We start from the raw sequence: 15491 nt of genomic DNA on the forward strand, positions 1-15491 counted from the left end.
GGCTTCTTGCCGTGGTAACAGCATAGCCGGTGCCGTGTGAGGCGGCATCGGACACAAGTCAGGGGATCGCCCGTCACGGGGTGACGGGCGGAGGGTCAGGACAGCGCGGACTGGCCGATGCGCTGGCTGCTGCGACGCAGGCGCCAGCCCATCAGGATGGCGGCGGCAGTGAGGCCGACGATCAGGCCGATCCACATGCCCTGCGGGCCCATGCCCAGCCCCAGGCCGAGCCCGGCGCCGAGCGGCATGCCCAGGCCCCAGTAGGCGAACATGGCGATGAACATCGGCACGCGGGTGTCCTTCAGGCCACGCAGAGCTCCGGCCGACAGCACCTGGATGCCGTCCGGGAACTGGAAGGTGGCCGCGTACAGCAGCAGCGTGGAGGCCAGGCCGGCCACCGCCAGATCGTTGGTGTACACCCCGACGATGGCATCGTGGCCGAACAGCAGCACCAGCGCGGACAACGTCTGTGTACCCATGATGATCGCGTAGCCGGCCCAGGCTGCACGACGCACACCGAAGCCATCACCCCGCCCCACTGCATGACCCACGCGCACCGTGGTGGCCTCGGCCACGCCCATCGGGATCATGAAGCACAGCTGCGCCACGTTGATCGCGATCTGGTGGGCTGCCGCCTCGTTGGCGCCGAGGCGGCCGATCAGCAGCGCGGTGACGATGAACAACCCACCTTCCATCAGCACGGTGATGCCGATCGGCAGACCGGTGCGCAGCAGGTCCCAGATCGCCTTCCAGCGCGGCCACTCGAAGTGCGAGAACAGCTGCAGATGGGCGAATCGCCGGGTACGCCACAGATAGAGGGCAAATGCGCTTGCCTGCAACCACATCATCACCGCCGAGGCGATGCCCAGGCCCTCGGCACCCAGCTCCGGGAAGCCCAGCTTGCCGTTGGCCAGCACGTAGCCCATCGGCGCCAGCACCACCAGGCCGCCGAAGCCGATCAACATGGTCGGCAGCGTCCAGTGCATGCCCTCGCTGAGATAGCGCATGCAGAAGTACAGCGTCAGCGCCGGCCCGCCCCAGCGCACCGCATGCAGGAACGCTGTTGCGCCGGGCACGATGTCCGGCGCGATGCCGAAGGCGGGCAGCAGCGGCGGCACCACCGTGAGGAAGGTGAACATGATCAGGCCCAGGCCCAGCGCCAGCCACAACGCCTGCCGGAACAGCGGACCGATCTCGCGCTCGCGGCCGGCGCCGTGCAGCTGTGATACCGAGGCGGTCAGCGAGATCAGCGTGCCGATCGGAATCAGCATCGGCAGCCAGAGCAGGGCCGTGCCGATGGTCACGGCCGCCAGGGTTGAGGTGGCGTGATGACCGGCAATTACGTTGTCGACGAAGGAGATCAGGCCGGTGGAGACATGCCCGAGCACGAGCGGCAGGGCGAGCAGACCGGTGGCGCCGACTTCCTTGCTGAAGCGCGGCGTGGAGGTTGCGTTGGACATGGGATGCAGAACGCGAACTGCGGTTGCGCGCGAAGGGCACAGGCACCGGGTTGCGGGCCGTCATCTTACGCGCGCGGTGCGTTCATTCCCATGACATGGCGTGAACGCTGGGTTTGACCGCGCGCTTACTGGCCGGCCTGGCGCTTGAGCCAGGCGTCTCGTTCCGCAGCAGGTACGGCGAGGAACGCGCTGCGCACCGCATCGCGTTCCTGCGGCGGCGTGCGCTGGGCCACCAGCGCCAACTGCGCCAGCTGTGCCGGGCTGAGCTGGTGCAGCACGGCCAGTGCACTGTCGCGCTGCTGCGGTGGCAGGAAGCCGAACAGCCCATGCAGCTTGGGAAACTCCACGCCCAGTTGCGGCCCCAACCGCCAGCCATCGCGGAACGCCTGGTCCTGTGCCTGGAATTGCGAGCGCAGGCGCTCCTGCTGTGCGGCCGGCAGTGCGGCGAACCGCGTGGCCGCCTGACGGATGCGTTCGCGCTCGCTTTCCGGCAGCGCGCGCCAAGCGGCGTAGTCGGCGCGGCGCTGCCGCTGCTGCTGCGCGTCGAGCTGGACGAACGCGGTGGGTGCCGCCGATGGCGGGACCGCGGGCGTGGCCGCCGGCGCGGGTGGCAGTGGAACATTCAGGGTCTGGGGCGTTGCGGACAGCGACAACGGGATGGCCAGCAGCAGGCTGGTGATCACGGACTTATTCATCGGCGGCGGCGGTTTCCAGCACTGCGCTGGCCGGCTCTGGCCGGCTCGGCCTGGTCTGCGACTCGTCCACCGGCAGCGGACCACCGGCGGCCGTCCAGGCATACAGATCGGCCTCGGCCAGCAACGGATAATCGCGGTCGGCCAGCAGTGCTGCGTCATCGCTGGCCGGGGCGCTGTCCGCCTGCGGCATGGCAGCGACCGTGCTCGGCGGCAGCGCCTCGACCGTGACCGGGCCGGCCTCGGCAACCACCCCCTCCGGCAGCGGCGCATCGCTCACCAGCGACCGACCGCTCCAATGGCGCCAGCCCAGAGCGGCTGCCAGCAGTACTGCCACCGTCAGCAGCAGGATCGCCGGCCCGCGCCAGCGCGGTCGGGCATCGGGGCGCCGGCGCCGGGGGCTGGCAGCGCTCCGTTCATCGCGCTGCGGTGCCCTCCAGCTGGACGTCGGCGCCTGCGGATTGCTGCTGGTGGCAGCTGCCGGCTGCTGCAGCTGCTGCAGGCGCTGCGCCGGCAGGTCGCGGATGCGCTGCTGCACCTGTTCGGCCAGGCCGCGCCAGGCAACGGCATCCGGCTGACCCTGGGCATCACGCGGGCAGGCATCGGCCAGCAGCTGCTGGTAGCCGGCCTCATCACGATCGAGTACCCGCGTGGCGATGTTCTCATCCAGGCTGCCGCCCACCCGCAGCAGCAGGGCCAGCCGTGGCAGCGGTGCCATGCCGCCCAGTGCGGCGAGTGCCGGCGGCCACTGGCCCGGGGCCGGCTCGCGCAGTGCCTGCCGCTGCCCCAGCAGGGTCCAGAAGCGGGTCGGCCACTGTGCCATCGGCAGATCGCTGGCAACGGCCGAGAAGGCGCGCATCACCGCCACCAGGGTCTGCTCGGCCCGGGCCGGGTCGCCGCATTGCAGCTCCGCCACTACCAGGGCACGGCGCTCTACGCCACGCAGAAACGCCGACAGCGCACCGGCCGCGGTCGAGGAAACAGGGGCGGGCACAGCGGTCATCGGTCACTCCAGAGGTCTGCCGGCATGATAGCGGCAGGCCATCGGCGCCCGGCAGGACTTGCGTCCGTGGGCACTTCATGCTGCAGGTTGTGCACAGCACCACGCTGGCGCCCGGCAAAACCGCGACATCTCGCTGAATTCACTCTGTTTCAGCAATGTTTCACACATAACATATTGATTTTAATACATTTTAAAGTATGGCGATTTTTTGACCAACCCAAGGGCGAGGCCGTCGCCATCGGCGTCCTGCGCAGCCGTTGACCGGTAACGCACAGTGTTATCCACAGAACGTGTGGATAAGACTGAATCTCCAATGGACACCGATATTTAGGTGACATTTATGATTCGGCGACGTCCCCCGTGTGGGCCTTCCGGGCGGCATGCGGGTGCACACGGCCCGTTACACTGCCCCGATGCTCGACCCGATTCCGACCCTGCAGGTCGCCCTGCCCGTCCCCCTGCCCCGCCTGTTCGACTATCTGTCGCCGCAGGGCGATGCCCCGGACGTGGCGGTCGGCTGCCGGGTGAAGGTGCCGTTCGGCAACCGCGAACTCATCGGCGTGGTGGCCGGCCACGGCCAGGCCGACGACGGCCAGGGCCTGCGTCAGGCGCTCGCGTGGTGCGACCCCGCGCCCCTGCTGCAGGGCGAACTGTGGCAGAGCCTGCAATGGCTGGCCCGATACACCCACGCGCCGCTGGGCGAAGTGCTGAGCACGGCCCTGCCGGGGCCGCTGCGGCACGGCGAAGCCCTGCCCGACACCCATCATTGGGGCTGGCAGCTGACCGCCGCAGGCCACGCGCAGCGCGGCACGCTGCGCGCAGGCAGCCGCCCGCGGCAGTTGGCGGAACTGCTGGCCGACGCCGTCGTGGACGAGGACGTGCTGGGGGCGCGCATGGAGGACTGGCGCAGCGCGGCGCGCAGTCTCGGCAAGCGCGCACTGGCCGAGCGCGTTGCACTGAGCGTAGCGCCACAGCACGCGCAACCGCTGCCCGGCCCGACCCTCAATCCGGACCAGGCCGAAGCCGTTGCCGCGATCAACGCCGCGGAGGAGTTCCAGCCCTTCCTGCTCGATGGGGTGACCGGCAGCGGCAAGACCGAGGTCTACCTGCAGGCGATCATCCACTGCCTGGCCCAAGGCCGGCAGGCGCTGGTGCTGGTGCCCGAAATCGGACTGACGCCGCAGACCCTGGCGCGTTTCCGCGGCCGCCTGGGCATCGCCGTGCATGCGCTGCATTCGGGATTGAACGACAACGAGCGCGCGCGCGTCTGGGCAGCCGCCTCGCGCGGCGAAGCGCGGGTGATCGTCGGCACCCGCTCGGCGGTGTTCACGCCGCTGCCGCAGGCCGGCCTGCTGATCGTGGACGAGGAACATGACGGCAGCTACAAGCAGCAGGACGGCATCCGCTACCACGCGCGCGATTTCGCCCTGGTGCGTGCCAAGGCGCTGGGGGTTCCGGTGCTGCTGGGCAGCGCGACACCGTCGCTGGAAACCCTGCACAACGCCTATGCCGGTCGTTACCTGCACCTGCGCCTGAAGCAGCGCGCCGGCGACGCGCGGCCGCCACGCGTGCGCATCCTCGATGTGCGCAAGCGTCCCCTGCAGGACGGTCTCTCGGCCGAAGTGCTGGCCGGCATCGGCGAGCACCTGCAGCGCGGCCAGCAGGTGCTGGTGTTCAAGAACCGGCGTGGTTACGCACCGGTACTGCTGTGCCATGACTGCGGCTGGACGGCGCCGTGCCAGCGCTGTGATGCGCCGATGACCGTGCATGGTGGCGGCCGTCGCCTGCAGTGCCATCACTGCGGTGCGCGGCAACCGGCGCCACTGGCCTGCCCCGCCTGCGGCAGCCTGGCCCTGCAGCCACAGGGAATCGGCACCGAGCGGCTGGAGCAGCACCTCACCACCGCTTTCGCCGAGTACCCGGTGGTGCGCATCGACCGCGGCACCACCGCCCGCCGCGATGCGCTGGAACAGCAGCTGGCCAAGCTGGGGGACCAGGCCGGCATCCTGGTCGGCACGCAGATCCTGGCCAAGGGCCACGATCTGCCCAGACTCACGCTGGTGGTGGTGGTCGGCATCGACGAGGGCCTGTTCTCGGCCGATTTCCGCGCCAGCGAGAAACTCGCGCAGCAGCTGATCCAGGTCGCCGGCCGCGCCGGGCGCGCCCGCGATCCGGGCGAGGTGTGGCTGCAGACCCACCATCCGGGTCATCCCCTGCTGGAGACGCTGGTCAACGGCGGCTACCACCCGTTCGCGCAGGCCGAACTGAACCAGCGGCAGGCCGCCGGCTTCCCGCCATTCGCGCATCTGGCACTGATGCGTGCCGAAGCGCAGCAGGTGGAGCACGCCAACGCGTTCCTGCTGGCTGCACGGCGACTGCTGGGCGAACAGGCGCTGGTGGAAGCGTACGGACCGATGCCGGCACCGATGCCGCGCCGGGCCGGCTACCAGCGCACGCAGCTGCTGCTGTCATCGGCACAGCGCCCGCCTCTGCACGGCGTGCTGGCGCAGCTGGTACCGCAGCTGTATGCCTTGCCGGAAGCCCGCAAGGTGCGCTGGTCGCTGGATGTGGATCCGACGGATCTGTATTGAATGCAAGCGGAATCCGCCGGGCATGGCCCGGCGCTACCGTTACCGCGCGCGATTCCCGCTTACGTCAGCGGTGACATCACGCCGCGCTGGTAAGCGGGTCGCTCACGCAGCCGGGCGTACCACTCGGCCAGGTGGGGCAGGTCCGGACGCTGGATCGGCAGTTCATACCAGGCGTACACCAGTGAACCCAACGGGATGTCGCCCATCGCGAATGTCGCGCCCGACAGCCACGGCTGCGTGGCCAGCGTCGCGTCGGCCATCGCCAGGTAATCGGCGGCGCGGACGATGGCAGCATTGATCCGCGATTCGTCGCGGTCTGCCGGCGCGGTGCGCATGATGCCCCAGATCAGATCGCTGTACAGCGGCGCCATCCGCGAAGTGCTCCAGTCCATCCATTTCTCGGCCTGTGCACGTTCCATCGGATCCTCGGCGTACAGAGTCCCCAGCGCGTAGCGCGCGCTCAGGTAGCGCACGATGGCGTTGGACTCCCACAGCGGCAGGCCCTGGTCCTCGATCACCGGCACCAGGCTGTTGGGGTTCATCGCCAGGTATTCCGGCGTCTGTGTGCCACCGTGGCTGCCGCCCACTTCGATGGACTCGTAGGGCAGGCCGATCTCTTCGGCACACCACAGCACCTTGCGGACGTTGCTGGAATTGCGACGGCCCCAGATCTTCAACATGCGGGTATTCCTTGCGGGCAATGCGAGCGGCAACGATACGCCTGATCGGTGTACATGTGGGCGTGCGGAATGATGCGCGGGGGCGTCGGCCGGGCATGGCCCGGCGCTACCGGTTCTTCTTCGGCAGCGCGCGCACGTAGGACGACTTGCCATCCTTCTTCAGTTCGAACAGACCGATCGCCGCCAGCAGATCACTCAGCTTTCCATAGCCATAGTTGCGCGAATCGAACGAGGCCTGGTTGGCGATCTGGCTGCCCACCGGCCCCAGGTGCGACCAGCCGTCTTCGCCTTCCGCTGCGGACACGGCGCGGCGCAGCATCTTCACCAGACGTGTATCGCTGCGCATTTCCGCGCCGCTCTTGCGCGGGCGCACTTCCTCGCCGCTGCCCGTTTCACCGGTGGCCGGCTCGATGGCACCCGGCTCTGCCGTGCCCTGTTCCACTTCCGGCACGCTGGCATGGGCCTGGCCCAGTGCTTCCAGATAGGTGAATTTGGAACAGGCATTGACGAAGGGTTCCGGCGTCTTCTTTTCGCCGAAGCCATACACCTTCACCCCGTCGGTCAACAGACGCATCACCATTGGAGTGAAATCAGCATCGCTGGAGACGATGGCGAAGCCGTCGAGGTTGCGCGCGTACAGCAGGTCCATCGCATCGATCACCATGGCCATGTCCGAGGCGTTCTTGCCCTTGCTGTAGGCGAACTGCTGGATGGGCCGGATCGCGTACTCGTGCAGCACCGCCTCCCAGCCTTTCAGCCGTGGGCTCTTCCAGTTGCCGTAGGCACGGCGGACATTGGCCACGCCGTAGCGGGCCACCTCCGCCAGCACTTCGTCGATCTTCGATGCGGGCGCGTTGTCGGCGTCGATCAACAGGGCGATGCGCTTTTCCGGTTCGCTCATGGGCCTCTCGCTGGCGGTTGCCTGAATCCGAGTATCGCCGATCCGCGCGCACGCTGACGTGACAGGCCGCCGCCGTGCGAAGATGCCGGACGGTTCCCCATGCCCCCTGGAGTGAGTCGATGAGTCGTGAGCGCGTTCCCCACCTGGTCGTTGTCGGCGGCGGTTTTGCCGGCCTCTGGGCCACCCGTGCGCTGGCACGCGAACGCATCCGCATCACCCTGGTCGACCGCCGCAACCATCACCTTTTCCAGCCGCTGCTGTACCAGGTCGCGACCGCAGGCCTGTCAGCGCCGGACATCGCCGCACCGCTGCGCCACATCCTCGGCCACCAGCGCAACGTGGAAGTGCGGCTCGGTGAGGTCGTGGCCATCGACAGGCAGCTCCGCCAGGTGCGGCTGGCCGACGGCAGCACGCTGGACTACGACAGCCTGCTGCTGGCTACCGGCGCCACTCACGCCTACTTCGGCAACGACCAGTGGGCCGATGATGCGCCCGGCCTGAAAACCCTCGACGATGCCATTGCCCTGCGCCGCAAGCTGCTGCTGGCGTTCGAGCGCGCCGAAGCCGAACCGGACCCGGCCAGGAAGGCGGCGTGGCTCAGCTTTGCCGTCGTCGGCGGCGGCCCGACCGGCGTCGAACTGGCGGGCACCCTGGCCGAGATTGCACGCCATACGCTGCGCAATGAATTCCGCCACATCGATCCGGCCAGCGCCAAGGTGCGCCTGGTGGAAGCCGGTCCACGCGTGCTGTCCTCGTTCCCGGAAGTGCTCTCGCTGAAGGCGCGCCGGCAGCTGGAAAAGCTGGGTGTGGAAGTGCTGACCGGAACGCCGGTGAGCAACATCGACAGCCAGGGCTTCACGCTGGGTGACCAGTTCGTGCCGGCGCGCACCGTGGTGTGGGCGGCCGGCGTGGCCGCCTCGCCGCTGGCGCGCACGCTGGACGTGCCACTGGACCGTGCCGGGCGCGTGCAGGTGCAGCCGGACCTGACCCTGCCCGGGCATCCGGAACTGTTCGTGGCCGGCGATTTGGCCTCGGTGAACCAGGCCAACGGCAAGCCCGTGCCCGGCGTAGCGCCCGCCGCCAAGCAGATGGGCAAGTACGTGGCCGAGGTCATCCGTGCACGCCTGCACGGCAGGCCGGAGCCCGGGCCCTTCAAGTACGCGGACTACGGCAACCTGGCCACCATCGGCCGCATGGCCGCCATCGTGCACCTGGGGCGCCTGCAGCTGTCGGGCGTGCTGGCCTGGTGGTTCTGGCTGGCCGCGCACGTGTTCTTCCTGATCGGCTTCCGCAACCGCATCGTGGTGCTGCTGAACTGGGCGGTGGCGTACTGGAGCTACCAGCGCAGCGCACGCATCATCTTCGGCGACGACCAGGATGACCGCCGGCCGAAACGGTAGCGCAGGTCTGCAACGGGGTCGGATCCCTTTCCTGTGGGGATCTGACCCCACATGGTGTGAACCTACTGCTGCATCAGGCCCATTTCGTCAGCACTCACCTGCATATACATGAACGCAGCGGCCTCGTCGGACATTGACTGCCCCGGCGGAAAGCTGTCGAGCCACGCGGTGATACGCGCATGACGGTCTTTCAATGCATCGCCCATCGCTTGCTTCTCCGCGTCAGTGGCACGTTCCTGCATCTCGCTGCGCAGCAGGTCATCGCCGATGCCCCATTTTTCGGCGAGCGGAATCAGATCGACCAGTTCGGCCGGCACCAGATCGCGGCGTAAACGGGGCGTATTCGGCGCGGTCAGGCCACGCTGCGAGGCCAGCTCGGCGGCGGTACCGATCTGCCCGTGCTGAAGCGGCGACGGCGGTGCCGGTGTCTGCGTGCAGGCCTGCAGGGCCAAGCAGAGGGTCAACAGCAGCATCCAACGGACCTTCATCGGATCGATCCCTGTGTCGATGGTCGCAGCGATAATCGCATGGTCAGAGTTCCTGTCGTCGCATGTTGTGAATGTCCTGAACCTAGTGATGGCGGAGGGCCGGAGCCGAGCACGGCCCGTCTCTAAAGAACTCCCTCGGTCGGCGCCTGCAACCACGCCAGCTTGCGCTCGCGCGGCAGCCGTTTGAGCTGCCACTCGGCGCGCGAAGCCGCGGAGCGGTCCGGGTACTCACGCACGGCCAGGATGCGCAGCGGCGGGCGGGCCCGGGTGTAGCGCGCCCCCGTACCGGCGCGATGGGCGGCGAAACGCGCGTCCACGTCGGTGCTGATGCCAGCGTAGTAGCTGCCATCGTGGCATTCGAGCAGGTACAGGAACCACGGGCGGTGGGATGGGGACATGCCGGGATTATGCCGTGCTGCACCGCAGCGGATATACTGCCCGCGAATGCAGGAGAGAGGCGCCGCGCTGGCGCCCGCCGAAGGCGCAGGCTCCCATGATCGCTCAGGCCGGTGGGCTGGAATCCCACCAACCATGCATTCGACTCGCCGAGCTGGAGAGAGGTCACCGGGCATGCCCGGCACGATCCGCCGAAGGGGCACGCGGCCTACGCCGCTGAACTCTCAGGCAAAAGGACAGCGGGAGCGGCACCGGTCATCGTCATCCCGTCATTGCGCAGGCAATGGCGGCGTCCGCGCATGGCCGGCCCTACCGCGTCCGGAGCCTGTTCCATGTTGCTGTCCATCATCTACCTGATCGCCATTTCCGCCGAAGCCATGACCGGCGCACTGTCCGCGGGACGCCGCCGCATGGATCTGTTCGGCGTGGTCATGATCGCCTGCGTTACCGCGCTCGGCGGTGGTTCACTGCGCGACATCCTGCTTGGCCACTATCCGCTGGGCTGGGTCAAACATCCCGAGTACCTCGGCTTCACCGTGTGCGCGGCGCTGATCGCCACCTGGGTCGCACGCTGGATGCACCACTTCCGCCGCACCTTCCTGGTGCTCGACGGCCTGGGCCTGATCGCCTTCACCCTGATCGGTTGCTCGATCGCACGCGAGGCCGGTCATGCCACGCCGATCGTGCTGATCGCCGGCATGCTGACCGGCGCGTTCGGCGGCGTGCTGCGCGACATTCTGTGCAACGAAGTGCCGCTGATTTTCCAGAAGGAACTGTACGCGATCATCGCGCTGCTGACCGGCGCCGCCTATCTGCTGCTGCTGCACTGGAACGTGTCCGATGCCACGGCCATCCTGTGCTGCCTGGCGGGCGGCTTCGCCCTGCGCCTGCTGGCCATCCACTACCGCTGGGAAATGCCGAAGTTCGTGTATCACGACGAAGTGCATTGAACGATGGCGTGTTCGCCGGGCATGGCCCGGCGCTACAGAAGAGCGGTATCCACGCATAGCGTGGATCTAGAGCCTGAACTTCATAGGGCTGCCCCCCGCGCGTATCCGCTCTGGATAGTCATCCGACGGATACAGTTGGGGTTCGCATCCCCAACCGCTGTCGGAATCGTGGGCTTCCAGCAACGCAGGATCGATCCATTCGCACAAGTAGTCGCTATCAGATCGTCTTTCGAAGCCTGGACAGTTCACTTTGCCCTCCACTTCAATGGAGTTGTGGGTGCTGCCGAGGTAGCTAGCGCTCAGGTGCCCCGCCACTTGGGTGTAAGTCCCCGTCTCGAGGAAAGTCTGAACAGTCAGATCGCCACCTACGGCCAAAATCCCATCATTTAGTGAGCACGCGTGGAGATGCTCACACATAAGATCGTCGCGTACGAAGACCCAACCACCACAGTCAAGATTGCGGGCGCTGAGACTGCCCAGGACGATCACACACCGGGTCTCGCCCAGATCATTGAGCGCCAGCGTGCCTTCTACGCTCAGATCTCCGTCGACGATCACGCAATCCGTTTCCCAGTCTGAGCGCCAGTCGCCAACGAGGGACGCCGCAGGCACCACCTTGTACGAAGAGGGGGACTCACGATCATCGCTCGGTTGGTCGGCAGAGGCCGCGATCATCGCCCTGGCCTTCAACGTCGTACGCAGAAGTGCCTGGTCTCCTTCGTTGCGGTAAAGCTCGATTCTTTCATCAAGCTCCGCCAGCAGACTTGCCGTCGTCGCGGGAGACGAGGGTTCAAACCAGTCCTCGATGACGGAGATCGCATCATCGGCAATCGGGCCGCCCTTCAAGCGAACGAGGGCCGCTGCGGCCTCTCCGGAAACTGATCGGCATTCTGGCCCCAGCGGGCTGTCGTCGGGGAAAACGTACATCGGCGGGGTCCAGCCAGGCGAGGCCCCGATCTTCGGCCCAAGCCGCAAGCAGGTTCCATGCAATTCTTCCGGAATCGTGCCGTGGCCTGCCCCTATCCACGCATGGCGTGGATCTACCGCGTCAACCGCATCGTGAATGGTCGGGGTTCGCACCACCCCGGCGATGGACCTGGCGCTGTCGCTCATGCGCAGCGCCAGGCGCATCGCCGGTGCGGACGGGCCGGTCTCCAACTCCGACCGGCCCTGATCGCGGCCGCACCCCCGCAGGCGCAGGCCGCCATCCACACACATGCCGCGCTCAGGCGGCTTCTGACACCGTCACTTCGCGACGGGCGCGCACGGCCGCAGCCAGTCGCTCCAGCACCGTCACCGTGGTGTCCCAGTCGATGCAGCCATCGGTGATGCTCTGCCCGTAGACCAGCGGCTGGCCTTCCACCAGTTCCTGCCGGCCTCCCACCAGGTGGCTCTCGATCATCACGCCCACGATGCGCTGTTCGCCGTCCTCCAGCTGAACGGCGATGTCTTCGATCACCTTCGGCTGGTTTTCCGGGTTTTTCAGGCTGTTGGCATGGCTGGCATCGATCATCAGCCGCGTCGGCAGCCTGGCCTTGGCCAGTGCCTGGCAGGCGTCGGCCACGCTGGGCGCGTCGTAGTTCGGCTGCTTGCCGCCGCGCAGGATCACATGGCAATCCGGGTTGCCGGTGGTCGAAACGATGGCGGTGCCGCCCTGCTTGGTCACCGACAGGAAGTGATGCGGGTTGGAGGCCGCGCCGACCGCATCGGCCGCGATCTTGACGTTGCCATCGGTGCCGTTCTTGAAGCCCACCGGGCACGACAGGCCGGAGGCCAGTTCGCGGTGCACCTGGCTTTCGGTGGTGCGTGCGCCGATCGCGCCCCATGCCACCAGGTCGGCGATGTACTGCGGCGAGATCACGTCGAGGAATTCAACGCCGGCCGGCAGGCCCAGCTTGTTGATGTCGCGCAGCAGGCCGCGGGCAATGCGCAGGCCCTTGTCGATCCGGAAGCTGCCATCCAGGTCCGGGTCATTGATCAGGCCCTTCCAGCCCACCGTGGTGCGCGGCTTCTCGAAGTACACGCGCATGACGATCTCGAGCTCGCCGGCCAGCGCGTCGCGCAGCGGCTTCAAGCGCTGTGCGTACTCGATGGCCGCATTCGGATCGTGGATCGAACACGGGCCGACCACGACCGCCAGGCGATCATCGCGGCCATGCAGGATCTGGTGCAGGGCCGCGCGCGAAGCACTGACGGTGTCGGAGGCTTCATCGTCACACGGCAGCATCGCCAGCAGCTGGGCAGGCGGTGTGAGCGGTTCGATGGTGCGGATGCGCAGGTCGTCGGTATGGGGGGGCATGGGGGAGGTCTCCGGTACGTAGGGGGTCCCCAGCGAGGCGGCATGAAAAAAGCCGCCAGGTTCGCTGGCGGCTTTCGGGAATGCGTCTGAAGCTTTCTTCAGGGTGAGCGCAGTCCTTCCTCCGCCAGTGGCTTCGGAAAGTAATACCAGTAAAAGCGGGTAGCGGCTGCGTTCATGGGGTGTATTGATAGCACAGCTTCTGCGCAGCACAAAATGTTTCATCCGCAACTGGGGAAGCGGTTCAGCAGCACGGCGATCTAGCGACTGCCATGCACTTCCACGTCCAGCAGCAGGCCCTCGTGGATATCGGCCCAGCGCTCCAGCACCTGATCCAGCTCCCGCCTCGCCTCCTCCAGCTGCTCGGGGTTGAGCAGGGACCGCGCCGTGTAGAGATCGGAGACCAGCCGCCGCAGGGTCGATTCCGGTATCGCCACCGAGGGCCCGTCCACATCCGGCAACTGCAACGCCGGGGTGTCGCCGGGAGGGCCGAACAGCGTGACCTGGAGCGTGCTCTGCATGATCGACTTCCCTGTGGGTAGACGTGGGCAATGCACTGTTTACCGCGTTCGGATGACCGGCGCATGTGCCGGTGTACGGATCGATCGTGTCGCGACTGGACCGATGGTGCCACCGCGTTGAGATCTTCCTTCCAGGCTTCCCACCCTTCGGCCCGGAAGGGGCGTGCAGGCGATCGATGCGCGGTTATACGGGCAATGGCATATGCGATACATGTGCTCAAGATGGTTTGCCACCGGAAAAGGGTGGCCGGGTCGGCAAAGCCCGAGGAGATGTTGTTTACGCTTGTCAGCCGGCGTCGCCGTGGGCGGCGCCGGCTGGCAATCCGTCCGCGTTCCATGGCGGGCGGTGCGTGGGGGCGCTTGCGCCCGCCGGTATCAGCATCTCCCGGTCTTTGCCGCCACGTACCGTCCGCCACCTCTTCCGGTGGCGGTGTCGTCTGTCCTGTACGGAGCACACGCCATGAACACACCACACGTTCCCTTCCCCGGTGCCCACCCCGATCCGGCCAATGCCGATCAGGCGCCGTTCGATCCCAACGGTCTGGTCGCCCACCTGCAACGCATCGGCAGCGGTGCGGCTGCCGATGGCCAACCCTGGCCCGAGCGCCATCCAGCGAACGGCCGACGCATGATGCTGGCCGATGCCGATGGCGCACTGGCCGGCCTGCGCATCGTGCAGGAGGTGCTGCTGGCCGCCGAACGCTGCCGCCAGAATGCCGCGCCCGAACATCACGTGAGCGACCGGGTGATGGAAGGGTTGATGCTGGCATCCCTGGGGCTGGCCACGCATGCGGCCGAACGCCTGCAGCCCCACTAGCCGCGTCCGCGCAATGTGACCGGGCCCGATGGCCCGGTCATGGGCCGGCACCCGCCGGATCACAGTGAACGCAGTGCGCGCCTGCGGATGTAGGCGTTGGCAGGGCTGTCGCGCTCGCGTTGCCAGCGTGTGCACAGGTCACGCAGCCACTGCGGCTGGGTCTTCCCGGCATCGTTGAGCCAGTTGCCGACGGAATCCTGCACATAGCGTTCGGGATCATCAGCCAGTGCCTCCAGCAGCGAATGCGCGTGTTCGGGATGCTGCTTGAAAAGAGCGATGTGCGCCGCCCAGACGCCACGGGGACGCAGTGCTTCACAGGCAAACCGGCGCAGATGGGCGGACGGTTCCTGCGTCCACGGCTGCAGGTATTCAAGCGCCAGCAGTGGCCCGGCAACGATGTCGGTGCGCAGCGCCAGCCACGCCCATTCGCGCACGCCGAAATGCGGATCATCTGCCAACGGGCGCATCTTCTCCAGCTTCACCGGCAGAGAGGCGGTGGCATCGCCACCGATCAGGTAGCAGGCCCAGCCGCGCACGGTGTCGGATGCATGCGACTGCCATTGTGCAGGATCACCCTGCCTGGCCTCACGCAACAGCGTTGCCGCCAGAACCATGCGCTGGGTAATGCCTTTGCTGGCGGCATCGCGCATGCATTGAATGGCAGTCTCCGGCAGCACCGCAACGGTCTGCAGCAACACCGCGAAATCCACGGCCAGACATTCCGCCAGATGCGTGCTGGCGGCTGTCCCGGTATCCAGTTGATGCTTTCGCGCCGGGCTGATCGCTGCGCTCACTGCAGGTCCTTCCGTCCGCCGCCGGTGTGCTGCCACACCTTGGCCAGCAGCTGTGAGAGCTGCACCTGCTCGGCAGTGTCCAGGCCGTTGAACAGGCCCGCGATCCACTGCGTGTGCTGATTGAAGAGGTCTTCGGCCAGGCGCTTGCCCTGCGCGGTCAGCACGATCTGCAGGCGACGACCATCGTCCGCATCGCTGCGCCGCTGCAGCAGACCTTCGCGCTGCAGGCCATCGAGCAGGCCGCTGATGGTGGCGCGGGTGACGCCGGCGCGCTCGGCCAGCGCATGCGGCGACAGTGTGCCGCCGGCACCGTGCAGCAGGAACAGCACGATGAAGCGGCCCTCACTGAGCCCGTGCGGTGCCAGCCGGCTGGCGCAGTCGCGATCGATCGCCGAGGACAGCGACAGCAGCTGGAAGCACAGATGCAGCAGGGCGACATTGGCGTGGCCACGTCGCCGGGCCTCGTCCACAAGGGCGCCATGTTTTGCCTCAAGCACAGTGA

The 15491-nt window shown here is 67.3% G+C and carries 16 protein-coding genes and 2 riboswitches; of the genes, 4 read left to right on the plus strand and 12 right to left on the minus strand.

All coding sequences use genetic code 11. The features are described from left to right. Positions 1-95: 95 nt before the first annotated feature. The 3 genes from AC06FB_RS08625 to AC06FB_RS08635 all read right to left on the minus strand — a co-directional run bounded on the left by AC06FB_RS08625 (position 96) and on the right by AC06FB_RS08635 (position 3155). Complete coding sequence (locus AC06FB_RS08625; RefSeq protein ID WP_053515745.1) at positions 96-1460, minus strand: MATE family efflux transporter; 1365 nt, start codon at positions 1458-1460, stop codon at positions 96-98. A 125-nt stretch (positions 1461-1585) separates the two neighbouring features. Beyond that, complete coding sequence (locus AC06FB_RS08630) at positions 1586-2155, minus strand: DUF3106 domain-containing protein (RefSeq protein ID WP_053515743.1); 570 nt, start codon at positions 2153-2155, stop codon at positions 1586-1588. Beyond that, positions 2148-3155, minus strand: a complete 1008-nt coding sequence (locus AC06FB_RS08635; RefSeq protein ID WP_478053580.1) for a hypothetical protein — start codon at positions 3153-3155, stop codon at positions 2148-2150. Before AC06FB_RS08635 ends, AC06FB_RS08630 begins: the two co-directional genes overlap by 8 nt. Positions 3156-3568: 413 nt before the next feature. Here AC06FB_RS08635 and AC06FB_RS08640 point away from each other — a divergent pair, with 413 nt between their 5' ends. Further along, on the plus strand, positions 3569-5746 hold the full coding sequence (locus tag AC06FB_RS08640) for a primosomal protein N' (protein ID WP_478053581.1): 2178 nt from the start codon (positions 3569-3571) through the stop codon (positions 5744-5746). Positions 5747-5805: 59 nt separating this feature from the next. Here AC06FB_RS08640 and AC06FB_RS08645 read toward each other — a convergent pair whose 3' ends face one another. Together AC06FB_RS08645 and AC06FB_RS08650 are read right to left on the minus strand one after the other, a co-directional pair. Further along, positions 5806-6426 (minus strand): glutathione S-transferase family protein, encoded by a 621-nt coding sequence (locus AC06FB_RS08645; protein ID WP_065174440.1) that lies wholly within the window; start codon positions 6424-6426, stop codon positions 5806-5808. Positions 6427-6532: 106 nt separating this feature from the next. Further along, positions 6533-7327, minus strand: a complete 795-nt coding sequence (locus tag AC06FB_RS08650; protein WP_053515735.1) for an NYN domain-containing protein — start codon at positions 7325-7327, stop codon at positions 6533-6535. A 119-nt stretch (positions 7328-7446) separates the two neighbouring features. Between AC06FB_RS08650 and AC06FB_RS08655 the strand changes: the two genes are divergently transcribed. After that, positions 7447-8727 (plus strand): NAD(P)/FAD-dependent oxidoreductase, encoded by a 1281-nt coding sequence (locus tag AC06FB_RS08655; RefSeq protein ID WP_478053582.1) that lies wholly within the window; start codon positions 7447-7449, stop codon positions 8725-8727. Positions 8728-8789: 62 nt separating this feature from the next. On the opposite strand, the gene AC06FB_RS08660 is transcribed toward AC06FB_RS08655, so the two are convergent. Beyond that, the gene (locus AC06FB_RS08660) at positions 8790-9200 is read right to left on the minus strand and encodes a hypothetical protein (protein WP_263175968.1); all 411 of its coding nucleotides are present in this window, start codon (positions 9198-9200) and stop codon (positions 8790-8792) included. A 137-nt stretch (positions 9201-9337) separates the two neighbouring features. Further along, a complete protein-coding gene (locus AC06FB_RS08665; protein WP_478053583.1) occupies positions 9338-9613 on the minus strand; it encodes a GIY-YIG nuclease family protein in 276 nt (91 codons plus the stop codon). A gap of 39 nt (positions 9614-9652) precedes the next feature. Continuing rightward, positions 9653-9742: riboswitch (glycine riboswitch) on the plus strand. Between the two features lie 13 nt (positions 9743-9755). After that, positions 9756-9861: riboswitch (glycine riboswitch) on the plus strand. 82 nt (positions 9862-9943) lie between these two features. On the opposite strand from AC06FB_RS08665, the gene AC06FB_RS08670 reads away from it, so the two are divergent. Next, a complete protein-coding gene (locus AC06FB_RS08670; RefSeq protein WP_053515730.1) occupies positions 9944-10561 on the plus strand; it encodes a trimeric intracellular cation channel family protein in 618 nt (205 codons plus the stop codon). A 66-nt stretch (positions 10562-10627) separates the two neighbouring features. Here AC06FB_RS08670 and AC06FB_RS08675 read toward each other — a convergent pair whose 3' ends face one another. The 3 genes from AC06FB_RS08675 to AC06FB_RS08685 all read right to left on the minus strand — a co-directional run bounded on the left by AC06FB_RS08675 (position 10628) and on the right by AC06FB_RS08685 (position 13378). Then, positions 10628-11674, minus strand: a complete 1047-nt coding sequence (locus AC06FB_RS08675) for a hypothetical protein (RefSeq protein ID WP_478053584.1) — start codon at positions 11672-11674, stop codon at positions 10628-10630. Between the two features lie 112 nt (positions 11675-11786). Next, complete coding sequence (locus AC06FB_RS08680) at positions 11787-12860, minus strand: 3-deoxy-7-phosphoheptulonate synthase (protein ID WP_478053585.1); 1074 nt, start codon at positions 12858-12860, stop codon at positions 11787-11789. Between the two features lie 257 nt (positions 12861-13117). Next, positions 13118-13378: a hypothetical protein gene (locus AC06FB_RS08685; protein ID WP_053515725.1), complete on the minus strand. Its 261-nt coding sequence runs from the start codon at positions 13376-13378 to the stop codon at positions 13118-13120. 460 nt (positions 13379-13838) lie between these two features. Between AC06FB_RS08685 and AC06FB_RS08690 the strand changes: the two genes are divergently transcribed. After that, positions 13839-14195 (plus strand): hypothetical protein, encoded by a 357-nt coding sequence (locus AC06FB_RS08690; RefSeq protein ID WP_065174435.1) that lies wholly within the window; start codon positions 13839-13841, stop codon positions 14193-14195. A gap of 59 nt (positions 14196-14254) precedes the next feature. On the opposite strand, the gene AC06FB_RS08695 is transcribed toward AC06FB_RS08690, so the two are convergent. After that, a complete protein-coding gene (locus AC06FB_RS08695; RefSeq protein WP_065181580.1) occupies positions 14255-14989 on the minus strand; it encodes a DNA alkylation repair protein in 735 nt (244 codons plus the stop codon). Continuing rightward, positions 14986-15486 (minus strand): MarR family winged helix-turn-helix transcriptional regulator, encoded by a 501-nt coding sequence (locus tag AC06FB_RS08700; protein ID WP_478053586.1) that lies wholly within the window; start codon positions 15484-15486, stop codon positions 14986-14988. Before AC06FB_RS08700 ends, AC06FB_RS08695 begins: the two co-directional genes overlap by 4 nt. Between the last annotated feature and the right edge of the window lie 5 nt (positions 15487-15491).

This window comes from Stenotrophomonas sp. Steno-C15, assembly GCF_056393265.1.